Source organism: Sinomonas sp. T428B, assembly GCF_056780155.1.
The window spans coordinates 420,097-434,457 of record NZ_JBRAZR010000001.1 but is presented as its reverse complement, the minus strand read 5'-3'; the positions used below and the strand labels follow the sequence as shown (position 1 = coordinate 434,457).

Below are 14,361 nucleotides of genomic sequence, written 5' to 3'. Positions count from 1 at the left end.
GCAGGAGTGGGGTGCCGAGCTCGACGGCGGGCTTGATCGGCGGGGTCTCGGCGAGCGGGACCGCCGCCGCGAGGCCGAGGGTGGTCAGGGGGTTCACGTCTCTAGTCTCCTTCGACTGGGAGCCGGGTGCGAGCCGGCGAGGGTGGGGGTGGGGGGGATGAGTGGAGGTGGGGGGATGAGCGGTGGAGCTGGAACTCAGGCCGTGCGCTTGGCGGGCGCGACGACCTTGATGACGGCGGAGTCGTCCGCGGCGGCGAGGCCCTGGGCCTGGCCGATGAGGTAGAGCTGCTCGGCGGCCGCAGCGACCGGGGCGGCGAGGCCCACGGAGCGCGCGGCCTTGCCGACGATGCCCATGTCCTTGACGAAGATGTCGAGGCGCGAGAGGACGTCGGCGCCGTCCTCGGTGTAGGCCTCGAGCATGCGCGGGCCGCGGTTGGAGAGCATGAAGGAGCCCGCCGCGCCGGCGCCGAGCGCCTCGAGGGTCTTGGCGGTGTCGAGCCCGAGCGCGTCGGCGAGGGCCAGCGCCTCGGCGGCGGCCGCGATGTGGACGCCGCACAGGAGCTGGTTGACGGTCTTGAGGGCCTGGCCGTCGCCGGGCTTGTCGCCGACCACGGTCAGGGTCGAGGCGAGGAGCTCGAGGACGGGGCGCGCCTTCTCGTAGTCCGACGGCGTCGCGCCGACGACGATGAGCAGGTCGCCCTCCCCTGCGCGGACCGGGCCGCCGGAGAGGGGGGCGTCCACGAGGCCGACGCCGAGCTCGGCCAGGCGCGCGGCGGTCGCGGGGATCGCGTCGGTGCCGACGGTGCTCGTGAGGATCACGACGGCGCCCGGCGCGAGCGAGGCGGCGACGCCGTTCTCGCCGAAGAGGACCTCGTCGAGCTGCTCGCCGTTGCGCACGGCCAGGAGGAGCGCGTCGGCGCCCCCGACGGCCTCGCGGGCGGAGCCGAAGGTCGCGATGCCCGCGGCGGCGGCGAGGTCGAGGCGGGCCTGGGCGATGTCGAAGCCGTGGACCGTGAGGCCGGTCGCGAGGCGCGTGGCCATGGGCAGGCCCATGGCACCAAGGCCGAGGACGGCGACGGTTCGCGTCTGGGTCTGGGTCACAGCGGGGGCAGAAATGTCGGACACGGGTGTTCTCCTATGAACGCGGGGCGGGATTCAGGGGGCCAGGGGGTCAGAACGTGGAGCTGAGGGTCCGGGTCACGGCCGCGAGGGACTCGTCGTCGCCCACGTTGCCGGCGAAGACGATGTACGGGATGCCGCGCGCGGGGCCGTCGACCGGCTCCCACAGCGAGACGATGCCCGGCAGCATGGGCCCGCGGACGATCGCGCGGCGGATCTCGAGGCCGTGCGCGGCCACATCCGAGGATGTGATGCCGCCCTTGGCGATGACGAAGCGCGGCGGGGTCGTCTTCAGGACGGTGTTGACCACGCGCACGACGGCGGCGCTCACCGTGCGCGCGATCTCGAGGCTCTCGGCCGGGTCGTCCGTCTTGACGAGGCCGCGGCTCGTGTGGACGATCACGTCGCCGTCCGCGAGGGCGCGCACGACGGCGTCGACGGTCGCCGCGAGGTGGGCCTCGGCGCGGGCGGGGTCGAGGAGCTGCTCGACGTCGAGCTCGACCGTGCGCGCCGAGGAGTGCTGCTCGGTCAGGCGGCCGAGCTGGCGGGTCGTGAGGCCCACGTGCGAGCCGACGACGATGAGCCCGCCCGCGGCGAGGTCGTCGCGCACCTCGGAGGTCTGGCCGGCGCCGGAGGCCCGGCCGCCGTAGATCTCCTCGGCCGTGAGCGGCTCGCGGACCTCCTGGCCGATGCGGCCGCGGACGAACGGCGGGCCGACGCGGTAGAGGAGGGACTTGCCGCGGCGCTCGGCCTCCTCGAGGCCGAGGGCGAGGGCGCGCATGTCGTTCTCCCCCACGACGTCGGCCACGATGGGGGTCGAGCCGGTCGCGGGGGCGATCGCGTCGGCGATGGCCTCGGCGCCCGCGCGGATGATCCCGAGGTCCAGGACGATCACGTCGTCGGCGTGGAAGCGGCCGCCGGACTTCTCCTCGACGTACGCGGGGAGGAAGGAGGTCGAGAAGCCGAAGGTCGCGTCGCGGGCGAACTCGGTCTCGCTCACAGGGGTGAGGCCAGGCTGGGAGCCGGGGGCCGCCGTCGTGCGCATGTAGTGCTCGCCGCCGATGGTGACGCGGCCGGCGTCGGGGAAGGCGGGGACCATGACCACGCCGTCGACGCCCGCGCCGGGGGCGTCGCCGCCCAGCTCGGCGACGGTGCTCGCGATGACGTCCGTCTCGAGCGGGAAGTGGCCGCGGAGGGTCGAGTCGCTGCGGCTCACGAAGGCCAGCGGCGTGCCGCTCTCGCGGGCGGCCTCGAGCGCGGCCGTGACGACCTGGCGGTTGCGCTCGGCCGCCTCGGCCGGGTCGAGGCTGCGGGTGTTCGTCAGGACGTAGACGGCGGCCGGGCGGGCGCCGCCCAGGCGCGTGGCGAAGGCCCAGCGGAAGTCCTCGACCTCCCAGCGGGTGAGGACGGGCAGGTCGGCGACAGACTGCGTGCCGGTGGGATCGTCGTCGAGCACGACCAGGACGCGGCCTGAGGCGGCGACGGCCGCGGCGACGTCCGCCGCCGGGACCTGGCGCTCGGACGGGTAGGCGGCGAGGGCTTCGGCTTCGAGGAGCATGTGGCGACACTTCCTTGTGCGGGCAGATCGGCGGCTGCGGAGTAGCTAGTAAGATGTCAGACATCTAATATCTGCACTCAGGGTGACATAGAACGCGTTTCCGCGCAAGGGGCCCGTAGACTGGCCGCAGCCGGGCCGGAACCAAGCCGGCGGACCGCAGCGAGCGGCCGCGCGCGCGGCGGAAGGGGTAGGACGCGGTGGCACGGAAGTCCCTCGTGGTCGAGGTCGCGGAGGAGCTCCTCGACCGGATCCTGGCCGGGGAGTTCCCGCCGGGATCGGTGGTGCCCGGGGAGCTCGAGCTCTCGTCGCGGCACGAGGTGAGCCGCATGACCGTGCGGGAGGCCGTCAAGACGCTCGCGGCCCAGAACATCCTGCGCGTCGAGCGCGGGCGCGGCACCTACGTCAACCCGGTCAACCGCTGGAGCTCGCTGCACGCCGTCCTGCGCGCGACAACCGAGGGCACCGACGCCGCCTCGGCCGCCGTCCAGCTCATCGAGCTGCGCCGCATGCTCGAGACGGGCGCGTGCGAGCTCGCCGCGACGCGCATCTCCGACACCGACCTCGCCGCGCTCGACGTGTTCGTCGCGCAGATGCGCGCCGCGCATGACGCGCAGGACCTCGAGTCCTTCGTCGAGGCGGACCTCGCGTTCCACGACGTGATCCTGCACGCCTCCGAGAACGCGTTCGTCGCCGTCCTGTTCGAGCCGCTGAGCCAGGTGCTCGCCCAGCGCCGCGCCGAGACCTCCGCCGTGCCCGAGATCCAGGAGCACGCGATCGCGATGCACGAGGGCATCGCCGAGGCGCTCCGCAGCCGTGACCCGCAGGCCGCCCGCAGGGCCATGGACGTGCACATGCAGCAGACCCTCGACGACCTGCGCACCTACGTCCTCAAGGGTTGAGGGCACGAAGCTGAGGACGCGAAAAAGCCCCCGGGAATCGCCTCCCGGGGGCCGCATCGCGCTCTGGTGGTGACGCGAGCGCTCTGACTACGACAGCGTCGCCGTGTCGATCACGAAGCGGTAGCGCACGTCCGAGGCGAGGACGCGCTCGTAGGCGTCGTTGATCTTCTCGGCGGGGATGACCTCTATCTCGGCGCCGATGCCATGCTCGGAGCAGAAGTCGAGCATCTCCTGCGTCTCGCGGATGCCGCCGATCATGGAGCCGGCGAAGGTCTTGCGGCCCGGGATGAGGGAGAAGGCCTGCAGCGAGAGCGGCTCGGCCGGAGCGCCGACGTTGACCATCGCGCCGTCCACCGCGAGCAGGGACAGGTACGCGTTGAGGTCGATCTGGGCGCTGACCGTGTTGAGGATCAGGTCGAATGAGCCCGCGAGCTGCTCGAAGGTCGAGGGGTCGCTCGTGGCGTAGTAGTGCTCCGCGCCCAGGCTCAGCCCGTCCTCCTGCTTCTTGAGCGACTGCGAGAGCACGGTGACCTCGGCGCCGAGCGCGGCGGCGATCTTCACGGCCAAGTGGCCGAGCCCGCCGAGGCCGACGACGGCGACCCGCTTGCCGGGACCGGCGCCCCAGTGGCGCAGCGGGGAGTAGGTGGTGATGCCGGCGCACAGCAGGGGCGCGGCGATGTCGAGCTCGAGCGCCTCGGGGATCGACACGACGAAGTCCTCCGTCACGACGACGTGGCTCGAGTAGCCGCCCTGGGTGATCGTGCCGTCGCGGTCCACGGCACCGTAGGTGCCGGTCATGCCCTTGAGGCAGTACTGCTCCTCGCCGCGGAGGCAGCTCGCGCACTCGCGGCAGGAGTTGACCATGCAGCCGACGCCGACGCGGTCGCCGACGGCGTGCTTGGTCACCGCGGTGCCGACCTCGGTCACGACTCCGGCGATCTCGTGCCCGGGCACGAGCGGGTAGGACGCGGGACCCCAGTCGCCGCGGACGGTGTGGATGTCGGAGTGGCAGATGCCGGCGTACGCGATCTCGATGAGGACATCGTGCGCGCCGAGCTCGCGGCGCTGGATCGTGGTCGGCACGAGGGGCTCGGTCGCGGAGGTGGCGGCATAGGCGTGGGCGGTGAGCATGCTTCTCCTGGTCTGGATCTGCCCGGATCTCGGGCGGGACACCGTTCCATCAAAGCGCACCCGGCGAGGGGCAGGGAGATCCTGTTGAACCGGGGTCTGGCAGAACCCCCCTCGCAGTGGGAGCCTGTCAGTGTCCATCTTCGACGTCCAGTTCTCATGCGAGGAGGCGGCCATCATGGCCGAGAACAACTGGTCCGTGAACATCGTCATCGACGAACACCAGGGACAGACGCGGGCGACGGCGAAGCTGTCGGCCGAGGGCCGCGCCGGGTGGGAAGGCGTCGGCCTGGCACGGCTGAATCCGGCGGATACCGACGTCCCGGCGATCGGCGAGGAGCTCGCGGCGGCACGGGCCCTCGCGGACCTGGCGCATCAGCTCATCGAGACCACCGCTGCCGACATCGAGAAGTCGACGCACAACCCGGCGCGGCTCGAGGCGTAGCCACAAGCCCCGGTCTCGCCACCGGCTCAAACCTCGCCACGGGCCTAGGTCTCGTCACGGGCCGGCGCCTCAGACCGCGTCGGTGGGCGCGGCGCGGTGGTCGATCTCGGCCGTGAGGCTGTCGATGCGCTCGAGCGCGGCGTCGAGCTTCTGGACCGTCGACCACAGGTCAGGGTGCTGGTCCCGGACCTCCTCGAGGGTCTTGCCGGCTGATCGCAGGGAGGCCAGGTCGAAGCTGACGTTCGTGCGTGCGCCGGCGACCGCGGCCCGCAGGGCCCCGAACGCGACGACGACATCGGCAATGAGTGCCGGGTTGCCGTTCGAGGCGAGCCACGCGAGATCGCCGATGGCGTCCATGGCCCGCTCCCCCAGCGCGGCGGACGAGCGGGCGGCCTCCACCGAGGCGCGGTGCACGGCGTCGTCCCGCTCGGGGCCCGGGGCCAGCCGGAACGCGGCACCGAAGGCCTCGGACGCCGCGGCGTCGTCGTCGGCCAGTCCGAGGGCGGCCTGCCGGAGGGACTGCGCCCGCGCGCGGACGGCGTCGGCCTCCTCCCTGTGCTCCTTCGCCTCGGTGTAGCCCGCCACCATGGACGCCAGGGAGGCGGCGACGGCGAGCATCACGCCCGTCCCGGCGCCCCCGCCCGGCGACCCGGTCGACTCGGCGAGGGCCCGGGTCCATTCCTCCACCGTTGAGCTCTGTGTGCTGACCGCCTGCGCATCGTCCATGCGGTCAGTGTTTCCCGGTGCTGCGTCAACGACACGGCCTGCTGGCAGGCATGTGTGCCTCGCGAGAGGCTCAGTCCTCGCGGCGGTCGAAGGTCAGGCCCCCGGGCACCTGGAACGTCGGCATGATCTCGATCAGGCCGAGGTTGACGTGGCGCGGGGTCTGGATCGCGTAGTCGACCGTGTCGGTGATGTCCTCGGTCGTGAGCGACTCGTAGCCCTCGTAGTACGTCTTCCAGGCCTCCTCCATGGCCTCGGGGCTGCCGCCCATGTTCCGGCCGAAGATCTCGGTCTCGACCCGTCCCGGGCAGATCTCGGTCACGCGGATGCGCTTGCCGACGGTGTCGTTCCGGAGCTGGCGCGAGATCTGGTGCACGGCGGCCTTGGTCGCGTGGTACACGGTGTGCCCGTAGAAGTTGTAGAGGCCCGCGATCGAGCTGATGTTGACGATATGACCGCGGTCGCGCTCCGCCATCCCGGGCAGGACGAGGCGCGTGAGCTGCAGGAGGCCGCGCAGGTTGACGTCGATGAGCTCGTCGATGTCGCCCTCCGAGGAGCTGAGGATGTTGCCCGGGCGGGACACGCCGGCGCAGTTGACGAGGACGTCGACCTCGAGGTCGCCGACGGCGGCCGCGAGCTCGGCCGTGCTGGTGAGGTCGACGACGTGCGGCACGGCCCCGGTCTTCGTCGCGAGCTCGGCGAGGCGCTCCTCGCTGCGGGCGAGGGCGTGGACGGTCAGGCCGCGCTTGGCGAGCCGCTCGGCGATGGCGGCGCCCATGCCGGTGGAGGCACCCGTGACGACGGCGGTCTGGTAATCGGAGTAGGGCATGGAAGTCTTCCTCGAGGAGTGGGGGGCCGGGCCCGCGCCCGCGGCGCGGGCCCGGCGATGGTCACCGGACGGCGATGGTCACTGACGGCTCAGGCGTCGCGGAGCGGCTCGTGCGCCCGGTCCTTGACCTTCATCACCGCGGCGAAGGTGACGAGCGCGGTGAGGACGGCGTAGAAGGCGGGCATGTAGATGTTGCCGGTCGTGGAGATGAGCCAGGTCATGAGCAGCGGCGCGGTGCCGCCGAAGACCGCCGACGAGATGTTGTAGCCGAAGCCGTAGGCCGAGTAGCGCACCCGGGTCGGGAACAGCTCGACGATGAGGATGTGGATGACGGCGGTGTGCCCGGCGAAGACGACGGCCATGAGGCACGCGCCGAGGATGGCCAGGGCCATCTCGCCGGTCGCGATGAGGGCGTAGGCGGGGATTCCGACGAGGGCCATGGCCAGGGCGGCGCCCGCGATGACCTTCTTCCGGCCGAGGCGGTCGGAGAGGGCCCCCATGAAGGGGATCGCGATGCAGATGACGACGAGGCTGCAGGCCGTGACGAGGAGCGCCTCGCCGATGTCGAAGCCCAGGGCCTTGCTCTTGAGGAACGTCGGCATGTACGAGAACAGGACGTAGTAGCCGGAGCCGTTCATGAGCGGGATGAAGAAGGCCAGAGCCATCGCGCGGCGGTGCACGGGGGACTTGAAGGCCTCCTTGAGCGGGTTCTTGGCGAGCCCGCCCTCCTCCTTGAGCTTCTCGAAGTTCGGGGTGTCGCTGATCTTCCGGCGGATGTACCAGCCGATGACGCCCATCGGGATGGCGACGAGGAACGGGATGCGCCACGCGAAGGAGCCGAAGCCGCCGCCGTCGATCGCCGCCTGCGTGAGCCACGGGGACATCGAGTAGGCGACGAGGGTGCCCGTGAGCAGGGCTGCAAAGGAGGCGATCTGGGCGTAGGAGGTGATGAGGCCGCGCTTGCCCTCGGGGGCATGCTCGGCGAGGAAGGTCATGGCGCCGGCGGCCTCGCCGCCGACCGAGAAGCCCTGCGCGAGCCGCAGCAGGACCAGCAGGATGGGGGCGGCGATGCCGATGGCCGCATACGGGGGCAGGAGGCCGATGCCGGCCGTCGCCACGCTGATGAGCATGATGACGAAGACGAGCATCTTCTGCCGCCCGATCCGGTCGCCGAGGTAGCCGCAGACGACGGCGCCCAGCGGCCGGATGAAGAACGAGACGGCATAGCCGGCGAAGACGAGCAGGAGCGCGCTGTCCGGATTCCCGGGGGCCAGGAAGACGAGGGCGAGGGTGCTCGCCATGAAGGCGAAGATGCCGTTGTCGTAGAGCTCGACGAAGATGCCGACGCAGCCCGCGACGACGACCTTCCTGGTCTGCCGGCCGGTGAGGCGCTCATGCGGCTGGGCCGCGGTAGTGGATGTCATGCGCTTGTCCTTGATACGTGGAGCGTACAGCGTGCTCCTAGCGGGGGATGGTGGTCAGAGACCGATGGCCGGCTCGAGGTCCTGCCAGTGGGCGGGGCCTCCGACGCCGAGGAGTCCGAAGACGGAGGTGACCGTCTCTCTGAGCTGGTCGATGCGCCGCAGCGAGTCCTGGTAGGACGCCGTCGCGGCCTCGACAGTTGTCTTCCTGAAGGTGACGCGGTCCCCTGGCCTGGCCTGGGCCAGGGTGTCGAGGGAGGCCGTCGTGACCACCGCGAGGACGGGGTACCCTGCGGTCACCCCCCGCCCGCGGTGCAGCACGAGGAGCTCCTCCTGGGAGGGCACCTCGACGGCGCCGACGGGCACCCCGCGCGAGAGCAGCTCCCGCTCCGTCGTCCGGCGCGGCAGCGTGCCGCCGAGCCGGAGTCCGATGTGGTTGCTGCGCCCGCTCACGGTGTAGGACGAGCCGTAGATGAGCTCGGCGGTGTCGCCGAACTCCTCGACGTCGGGTCCTTCCGTGGCCTCGACCACGAGGTCCGGGCCGAAGTCGGGCCGCTGGACGCCGAGGCGGAACAGCGGGAGGTCGAAGTACGGGTGCCGGATCGGCGGGCACGTGGTCCGCAGGCCGAGCCGGGTCCCGTCCTGGAGCCTGAGGCCGAAGCCGATGACGGTGTCCGGCGCGCAGCTGCCCAGGAGCGTCGGCGCGTCGACGGAGCCGTGGACGGCGATGTAGGTCCGCAGGCCCTGGCTGATGCCGCGCACCGAGAGGATCTCCCCGGCGCGGACGGAGACGGGTTCCCACTGGGGCCGGGGGCGCCCGTTGACCGTGACCGACGCAGGGGCGCCGGTGACGGCGACGAGGGTGTCGGCGTCGGTCGCCACGCGGAAGCCGAGCGCGGTCAGTTCGATGAGCGGGGCGCCGTCCGGGTTCCCGGCCAGGACGTTGGCGATCCGGGCGGACTGCTGGTCGAGGGCCCCGTTGACGGGGAGCCCGAAGTGCGGCCCGCGGAAGCGGCCGAGGTCGGTGACGACGGAGTTGCCGGCCTGCTGGACGGTGAGGGTGCCCTTCATGGCGTCTCCTCGGGGCTCGGCCTCGATGGCGCCGCCTCCAGTTCCCGGCCCGCGTAGAGGGCGAAGTCCTCGGCGGGGATGGGGCGGAAGCGCAGCGTGTCGCCGGGCGCGTACGGAACGAGCGGCTCCCGCGCGATGTTCAGGACCTGCAGCGGGGTCTGCCCGATGACGCACCAGCCGCCGGGCGCGGTGGCGGGGGCGATGACGGCCTGCCGGCCGGCGACGGCTACGGCGCCGGCGGGGACGCTCAGGCGCGGGTCCTTGAGCCGGGGCACGGGGAGCGGGAAGTCGGGGCCGTCCATCATGGGCGAGCCGGCTGGCGCGCCGAGGCAGCGGACCGTGTAGGTCGTGGCCGAATGCAGCGCGACGACGTCGTCCGCCGCGAGCCCCTCGTGCTCGGCGACCCGCTCGAGGTCCGGGCCGTACTCGCCGCCGTAGACGACGGGCACCTCGAACTCGCGGGGCTGGCGCCGGCCCGAGCCGGAGACCTCGAGCATCTGCAGGCCGACCTGGACGAAGGAGCCGATCTGGCCGGCCGTCGTGACGACGGGGTCGAACTCGATGAGGACGGAGTCGTAGGTCGGCACCGTGCCCCGGAGCCCCACGATCCCCGCGGCGTCGAGCCACTCGCCGAGGCGGTGGACGAGCCGCCAGTTGAGCTCGACGTCGTCCGAGGAGGCCACGGCGCGGACGGCCGCGTCCCCGGAGGCGAAGACGTCCACGGGGGCGCTACGCATGCTGGGCTGCTTCCTCGCGGGCCGCGAGCACCTCGGCCAGGGGCGCGATGCGCACGCCGGCCTGCTCGAGCTCGGCGCGGATGAGCCGCGCGAGGCGGACGGCGGACGGCGTGTCCCCATGCAGGAGGACGGTGTCCGCCTGGATGGGCAGGAGCGTCCCGGCAACGGTCTCGATGACGCCCTCGGCGACCATGCGGACGGTCCGCTCGACGATCGCGTGCGGGTCGTGGACGACGGCGCCGGGCTGGCTGCGCGGGACGAGTGTGCCGTCCTCCTGGTAGGCGCGGTCCGCGATCCCGACGATGCCGACGCGGAGGCCGCGCCCGGCAGCGGCGCGGGCGAGCTCGCCGTCCTGCGCCAGGACGATGAGCTCGGGTTCCACGCGGACGGCGGCGTCTGCCACGGCCTCGGCGTAGTCGGCGCGCGTGGCGACGAGGTTGCCGAGCCGGCCGTGCGGAGCGACGTGAGCGACGCGGGTCCCGTGGTAGGCCGCGAAGCCCGTCAGGGCGCCGAGCTGGTACAGGACGTCGGTGCGCACCTCCTCGGCGGCCAGGTCCATGGCACGGCGGCCGAAGCCGCGCAGGTCGGGGAAGCTCGGGTGGGCGCCGACGGCCACGCCGCTCTCAGCGCAGCGGGCCACGGTCGCGTCCATGATGGCCGGATCGCCGGCGTGGAACCCGCACGCGATGTTTGCGCTCGAGACGATGTCGAGGAGGGCGGCGTCGTCCCCGAGGGTGTAGGCGCCGAAGCCTTCGCCGAGATCTGCGACGAGATCGATGACGTGGTTCATGGGTGCCTCTTCCAATGAATCGGGAAAATCGGGAACGCGGCGCAGGCAGAAACAAACTCCGGATTCCGGGGAATCCTGATTTCCTTGGTTTCTCCGCTTTTCTCAGCGGTACGCCGGGAGCTGGCCTGCTTCGATTTTTCCACCGGCGTCGGGGCCCCGACAAAGACATGTTGACTATTGGGGCATAGGGGAAGCGTATGACCCACGCCACCCTATGATGGATGGATCGCCCCGCACGTCGACGGGGACCAGGGAAGTTGGTAGCGATGGACACGAGGAAGCTCGCCTATTTCGTGGCGATCGTCGATGCGGGGAGCATCACGAAGGCCGCGAGCGCCCTCCACGTGGCCCAGCCGGCCCTCAGCCAGCAGCTCTCGGGGCTCGAGAGCGAGCTCAAGCAGCGCCTGCTCATCCGCAGCAAGCAGGGCGTCACCCCGACCGCAGCGGGCAACACGCTCTACCGGCACGCCCAGGCCATCCTCCGCCAGGTCGAGCAGGCCCGCAGCGACGTCGCGGCCTCGGGCGCCGCGCCGTCCGGCCGGGTGTCGATCGCCATCGCGCCGTACAGCATGGCCTCGAGCCTCACGCCGCAGATCGTCGCCGCGGTCAACGAGCGGTACCCCGACATCATGCTGCACCTGACGGAGATCTACGGCGGTGTCCTGAGCGAGGCCATCAAGAACGGCCGGCTCGACATGGCGCTCATCTACGAGCCCGGCAAGATCCGGGGCGTCCAGTTCACGACGATGATCGTCGAGGACCTCCACCTCGTCGTGGGCCCCGGGGCGGACGCAGATCCGGACGCCACCGAGATCACCCTCGCCGAGGCGGCGCGGCACCGGCTCTTCCTGCCCGAGAGGAACCACACGCTCCGCCAGCTCGTCGAGCGGTCGATGGTGGGCCAGTCCCTCGAGCTCCGGCTCGCGGCGGAGGTCGAATCGGTCCCGTCCCTGACGCGCCTCCTGAGGGCGGACATGGGGGCGACGATCATGCCCCGCTCGGCCGCGGACGCGCTCTTCCACGAGGAGGACTTCCGGGTCCTGCGCATCGTGGACCCGGTCATGCAGTGCCGCACGGCGCTGTGCACGCCGGACCACGAGCCGCTCTCGGAGGCCGCCTCGGCCGTCCTGATCATCCTGAAGGAAATGCTGCAGCAAATGCTGAGCCGGAAATACATGTCGCAGCCCGCAGCGGCGGAATCGGCAGCGGCGGAATCGGCATCATAGCCTTCCCTTATCCCCTCACCGCGTTTCGATCTTATTCATGCCCGCGGAATAAACCTACGATTGAGGCAAAGCCGGGGACATTCCCTCGACGCCGATTATCGAAGGGGAAATCATCATGAAGAAGAGGAACAACCCGCTGCGCAGCACGGGTGCCCTGGGTTCCGTGCCGACCGCCCTGACCGGATACCACTGCCCGTCGAACGGCTTCTGGCAGCCCGCGGGCCAGTCGACTGAACCGCTCTTCATCTTCGAGGGCAGCATCATGTCCACGAGCGGCGGCGAGAGCACGCTGTGGCACCTCGTCGACCCGGCGCATCTGTCCCCGGCGCGGGGCTCCCAGACTGTGTCCCCCGCGTCCGCGGCCTTCGCCATGGGCAGCCCGGCCTTCGGCTGAACACCCCACGCCCGAATGGCCCCGGTGAGTCTCCGCACCGGGGCCATTCTGGGGTCCGGACCTACTCCTCGACGAGCAGGCCCTTCCGCTTGAGCACGTCGGTGAGGTTGCACAGCTCGATCGTCGTGCCGCCCGCGCGGTACTTCTCGATGAGCTCGCGCTCGTGGTTGTCGCGGGCCTGGGAGAGGGCGATGACCTCCTCGGCCTCCTCGCGGCGCACGACGACGACGCCGTCGGCGTCCCCGCGGAGGATGTCCCCCGGGTAGATGATCTCGTCGCCGAACACGACCGGGTGGTTGATGGGGCCGAGGGTCTCCTTGACCGTGCCCTTGATGCAGACGTTCGCCGAGAAGACCGGGAGCCCGAGCTCGATGAGGTCATCCGTGTCGCGGACGCCGGAGTCCGTCACGAGCGCTGCGAGGCCCTTGGCCTTCATGGCGTTGCCGAGGACGTCGCCGAAGATCCCGGCCTCCTCGTACTCGCCCGTGGCGACGAGGACGACGTCGCCCTCCTCCGCGTAGCTGATGGCCACCTGCAGCATGAGGTTGTCCTGCGGGGCGCAGCGCACGGTCACGGCCGGGCCGCAGAAGGACATGGACCGGTCGATGGGCTTGACCTTCGAGCTCAGGGCGCCCTTGCGGCCCTGGGCCTCGTGGATGGTCGCCGAGGAGAACTGGGCGAGCTTCTTCACGAGCAGCGGGTCCGGCCGGTCGATGCGCGTCTTGACGTGGATCATGGGAGCTGTCCTTCGGTTGTTCGGGAGGGGATCAGGAGAGGGCGCGGACGGCCTTGTCGATCGCGGCGACGGCCTCGTCGATGACGTCCCGGCTCGTCGCGAAGGAGATCCGGAAGTAGGGTGAGAGGCCGTAGGCCGAGCCCTGGATCACCGCGACGGAGGCGGCCTCGAGGAGGTAGAGGGTGAAGTCCCGGTCGTCGGCGATGACCGTCCCCTCCGGGGTCGTCTTCCCGAGGGCCCCGGAGCAGTTCACGTACGCGTAGAACGCGCCCTCGGCCGGGATGCACGAGAGGCCCGGGATGGCGTTGAGGCCCTCGACGGCGGCGTCCCGGCGGCCGCGGTACACCTCGACGCTCGAGGCGATAAACCCCTGGTCCCCGGACAGCGCGGCGGCCGCCGCGGCCTGGCTCACGGACGAGGGGCACGAGGACATCTGGGACTGGAGCTTGTTGATGGCCGCGACGAGGCCGGCCGGGCCCGCGCCGTAGCCGAGGCGCCAGCCGGTCATGGCGTAGGCCTTGGAGACGCCGTTGACGAGGAAGATGCGGTCCTTGAGCTCCGGGGCGACCTCCACGAGGCTCGCGATCCGGCCCTCGCCGAAGTAGATCTCGTCGTAGATCTCGTCCGTCAGGACGTGCACGGCCGGGTAGTCGGCGAGGACGTGGGCCAGGGCGCGCAGCTCGGTGCGCGAGTACACGGCGCCGGTCGGGTTCGATGGCGCGTTGAGCACGAGCCACGTGGTGCGCTCCGTGATGGCCGCGCGCAGGGCCTCGGGCGTGAGCTTGAACCCGGTCTCCTCGCCGCACGGGACGATGACGGGCTCGCCCTCGTTGGCGAGGACCATGTCGGGGTACGAGACCCAGTAGGGGGCCGGGATGATGACCTCGTCACCGGCGTCGAGGGTGGCCATGAAGGCCAGGAAGATGACCTGCTTGGCCCCGCCGCCGATCGTGAACTCGTCGCCGGCGTAGCGGATCCCGGTGTGGCGCTCGAGCCGGCCGAGGATGGCCTCGGCGAGCTCGGGTGTCCCCGTCACGGACGTGTACTTCGTCTCCCCGCGGGCGATCGCGGCGATCGCCGCGTCCTTGATGTGGCCGGGGGTGTCGAAGTCCGGCTCGCCGACCGTGAGGTCGAGGATGCGGCGGCCCTCGGCCTTGAGCTCGCGGACGCGCGCCGCAGCGGCCACGCTGGGCGACGACTTGATCCGGGTGACGCGGGACGCGGGGGAAATGTTCGGCATGGTCTCTTCCGTGACTGTCCAGGGCGGGCGGGGGAACGCCTCTGA

15 protein-coding genes are annotated in these 14,361 nt (G+C 71.3%); 4 read left to right on the top strand and 11 right to left on the bottom strand.

Annotation, left to right across the window (positions count from 1 at the left end):
• Window positions 1–195: 195 nt before the first annotated feature.
• Window positions 196–1,125 (bottom strand): NAD(P)-dependent oxidoreductase, encoded by a 930-nt coding sequence (locus ACUYMY_RS01985; protein WP_481701970.1) that lies wholly within the window; start codon window positions 1,123–1,125, stop codon window positions 196–198.
• Window positions 1,126–1,171: 46 nt separating this feature from the next.
• Complete coding sequence (locus ACUYMY_RS01980; RefSeq protein ID WP_481701969.1) at window positions 1,172–2,677, bottom strand: four-carbon acid sugar kinase family protein; 1,506 nt, start codon at window positions 2,675–2,677, stop codon at window positions 1,172–1,174.
• A gap of 197 nt (window positions 2,678–2,874) precedes the next feature.
• Here ACUYMY_RS01980 and ACUYMY_RS01975 point away from each other — a divergent pair, with 197 nt between their 5' ends.
• Entirely contained in the window at window positions 2,875–3,576 is a 702-nt protein-coding gene (locus tag ACUYMY_RS01975; protein ID WP_481701968.1) for a FadR/GntR family transcriptional regulator, read from the top strand.
• 87 nt (window positions 3,577–3,663) lie between these two features.
• On the opposite strand, the gene ACUYMY_RS01970 is transcribed toward ACUYMY_RS01975, so the two are convergent.
• Entirely contained in the window at window positions 3,664–4,707 is a 1,044-nt protein-coding gene (locus ACUYMY_RS01970; protein WP_481701967.1) for an NAD(P)-dependent alcohol dehydrogenase, read from the bottom strand.
• A 130-nt stretch (window positions 4,708–4,837) separates the two neighbouring features.
• Here ACUYMY_RS01970 and ACUYMY_RS01965 point away from each other — a divergent pair, with 130 nt between their 5' ends.
• The gene (locus tag ACUYMY_RS01965; protein ID WP_481701966.1) at window positions 4,838–5,149 is read left to right on the top strand and encodes a dsRBD fold-containing protein; all 312 of its coding nucleotides are present in this window, start codon (window positions 4,838–4,840) and stop codon (window positions 5,147–5,149) included.
• Window positions 5,150–5,218: 69 nt separating this feature from the next.
• Here ACUYMY_RS01965 and ACUYMY_RS01960 read toward each other — a convergent pair whose 3' ends face one another.
• The 6 genes from ACUYMY_RS01960 to ACUYMY_RS01935 form a co-directional block, all read right to left on the bottom strand.
• On the bottom strand, window positions 5,219–5,875 hold the full coding sequence (locus ACUYMY_RS01960) for a cyclodeaminase/cyclohydrolase family protein (protein ID WP_481701965.1): 657 nt from the start codon (window positions 5,873–5,875) through the stop codon (window positions 5,219–5,221).
• A gap of 70 nt (window positions 5,876–5,945) precedes the next feature.
• Window positions 5,946–6,701, bottom strand: a complete 756-nt coding sequence (locus ACUYMY_RS01955) for an SDR family oxidoreductase (protein ID WP_481701964.1) — start codon at window positions 6,699–6,701, stop codon at window positions 5,946–5,948.
• A gap of 89 nt (window positions 6,702–6,790) precedes the next feature.
• Complete coding sequence (locus ACUYMY_RS01950) at window positions 6,791–8,125, bottom strand: MFS transporter (protein WP_481701963.1); 1,335 nt, start codon at window positions 8,123–8,125, stop codon at window positions 6,791–6,793.
• 54 nt (window positions 8,126–8,179) lie between these two features.
• Window positions 8,180–9,193, bottom strand: coding sequence for a 5-oxoprolinase subunit C family protein (locus ACUYMY_RS01945; RefSeq protein ID WP_481701962.1), 1,014 nt, complete (start codon window positions 9,191–9,193; stop codon window positions 8,180–8,182).
• The gene (locus ACUYMY_RS01940; RefSeq protein ID WP_481701961.1) at window positions 9,190–9,930 is read right to left on the bottom strand and encodes a 5-oxoprolinase subunit B family protein; all 741 of its coding nucleotides are present in this window, start codon (window positions 9,928–9,930) and stop codon (window positions 9,190–9,192) included. The genes ACUYMY_RS01945 and ACUYMY_RS01940 overlap by 4 nt, the downstream gene beginning before the upstream one ends.
• Window positions 9,923–10,720 carry a LamB/YcsF family protein gene (locus ACUYMY_RS01935; protein WP_481701960.1) on the bottom strand — a complete coding sequence of 266 codons (798 nt, stop codon included), beginning with the start codon at window positions 10,718–10,720 and terminating at the stop codon, window positions 9,923–9,925. The genes ACUYMY_RS01940 and ACUYMY_RS01935 overlap by 8 nt, the downstream gene beginning before the upstream one ends.
• 266 nt (window positions 10,721–10,986) lie before the next feature.
• Here ACUYMY_RS01935 and nac point away from each other — a divergent pair, with 266 nt between their 5' ends.
• On the top strand, window positions 10,987–11,946 hold the full coding sequence (nac, locus tag ACUYMY_RS01930) for a nitrogen assimilation transcriptional regulator NAC (RefSeq protein WP_481701959.1): 960 nt from the start codon (window positions 10,987–10,989) through the stop codon (window positions 11,944–11,946).
• 115 nt (window positions 11,947–12,061) lie between these two features.
• Window positions 12,062–12,340, top strand: coding sequence for a hypothetical protein (locus ACUYMY_RS01925; protein ID WP_481701958.1), 279 nt, complete (start codon window positions 12,062–12,064; stop codon window positions 12,338–12,340).
• 61 nt (window positions 12,341–12,401) lie between these two features.
• On the opposite strand, the gene ACUYMY_RS01920 is transcribed toward ACUYMY_RS01925, so the two are convergent.
• Complete coding sequence (locus ACUYMY_RS01920) at window positions 12,402–13,076, bottom strand: 4-carboxy-4-hydroxy-2-oxoadipate aldolase/oxaloacetate decarboxylase (RefSeq protein WP_481701957.1); 675 nt, start codon at window positions 13,074–13,076, stop codon at window positions 12,402–12,404.
• A gap of 31 nt (window positions 13,077–13,107) precedes the next feature.
• On the bottom strand, window positions 13,108–14,316 hold the full coding sequence (locus ACUYMY_RS01915) for an aspartate transaminase (RefSeq protein ID WP_481701956.1): 1,209 nt from the start codon (window positions 14,314–14,316) through the stop codon (window positions 13,108–13,110).
• Window positions 14,317–14,361: the final 45 nt, after the last annotated feature.

What these genes read in the sequence shown, in the direction of transcription:
- ACUYMY_RS01945 (WP_481701962.1), bottom strand. Translation starts at nt 9,193, where the DNA reads ATGAAGGGCACCCTCACCGTCCAGCAGGCCGGCAACTCCGTCGTCACC.
- ACUYMY_RS01920 (WP_481701957.1), bottom strand. Translation starts at nt 13,076, where the DNA reads ATGATCCACGTCAAGACGCGCATCGACCGGCCGGACCCGCTGCTCGTG.
- nac (WP_481701959.1), top strand. Translation starts at nt 10,987, where the DNA reads ATGGACACGAGGAAGCTCGCCTATTTCGTGGCGATCGTCGATGCGGGG.
- ACUYMY_RS01950 (WP_481701963.1), bottom strand. Translation starts at nt 8,125, where the DNA reads ATGACATCCACTACCGCGGCCCAGCCGCATGAGCGCCTCACCGGCCGG.
- ACUYMY_RS01915 (WP_481701956.1), bottom strand. Translation starts at nt 14,316, where the DNA reads ATGCCGAACATTTCCCCCGCGTCCCGCGTCACCCGGATCAAGTCGTCG.
- ACUYMY_RS01925 (WP_481701958.1), top strand. Translation starts at nt 12,062, where the DNA reads ATGAAGAAGAGGAACAACCCGCTGCGCAGCACGGGTGCCCTGGGTTCC.
- ACUYMY_RS01960 (WP_481701965.1), bottom strand. Translation starts at nt 5,875, where the DNA reads ATGGACGATGCGCAGGCGGTCAGCACACAGAGCTCAACGGTGGAGGAA.
- ACUYMY_RS01955 (WP_481701964.1), bottom strand. Translation starts at nt 6,701, where the DNA reads ATGCCCTACTCCGATTACCAGACCGCCGTCGTCACGGGTGCCTCCACC.
- ACUYMY_RS01970 (WP_481701967.1), bottom strand. Translation starts at nt 4,707, where the DNA reads ATGCTCACCGCCCACGCCTATGCCGCCACCTCCGCGACCGAGCCCCTC.
- ACUYMY_RS01940 (WP_481701961.1), bottom strand. Translation starts at nt 9,930, where the DNA reads ATGCGTAGCGCCCCCGTGGACGTCTTCGCCTCCGGGGACGCGGCCGTC.
- ACUYMY_RS01935 (WP_481701960.1), bottom strand. Translation starts at nt 10,720, where the DNA reads ATGAACCACGTCATCGATCTCGTCGCAGATCTCGGCGAAGGCTTCGGC.
- ACUYMY_RS01980 (WP_481701969.1), bottom strand. Translation starts at nt 2,677, where the DNA reads ATGCTCCTCGAAGCCGAAGCCCTCGCCGCCTACCCGTCCGAGCGCCAG.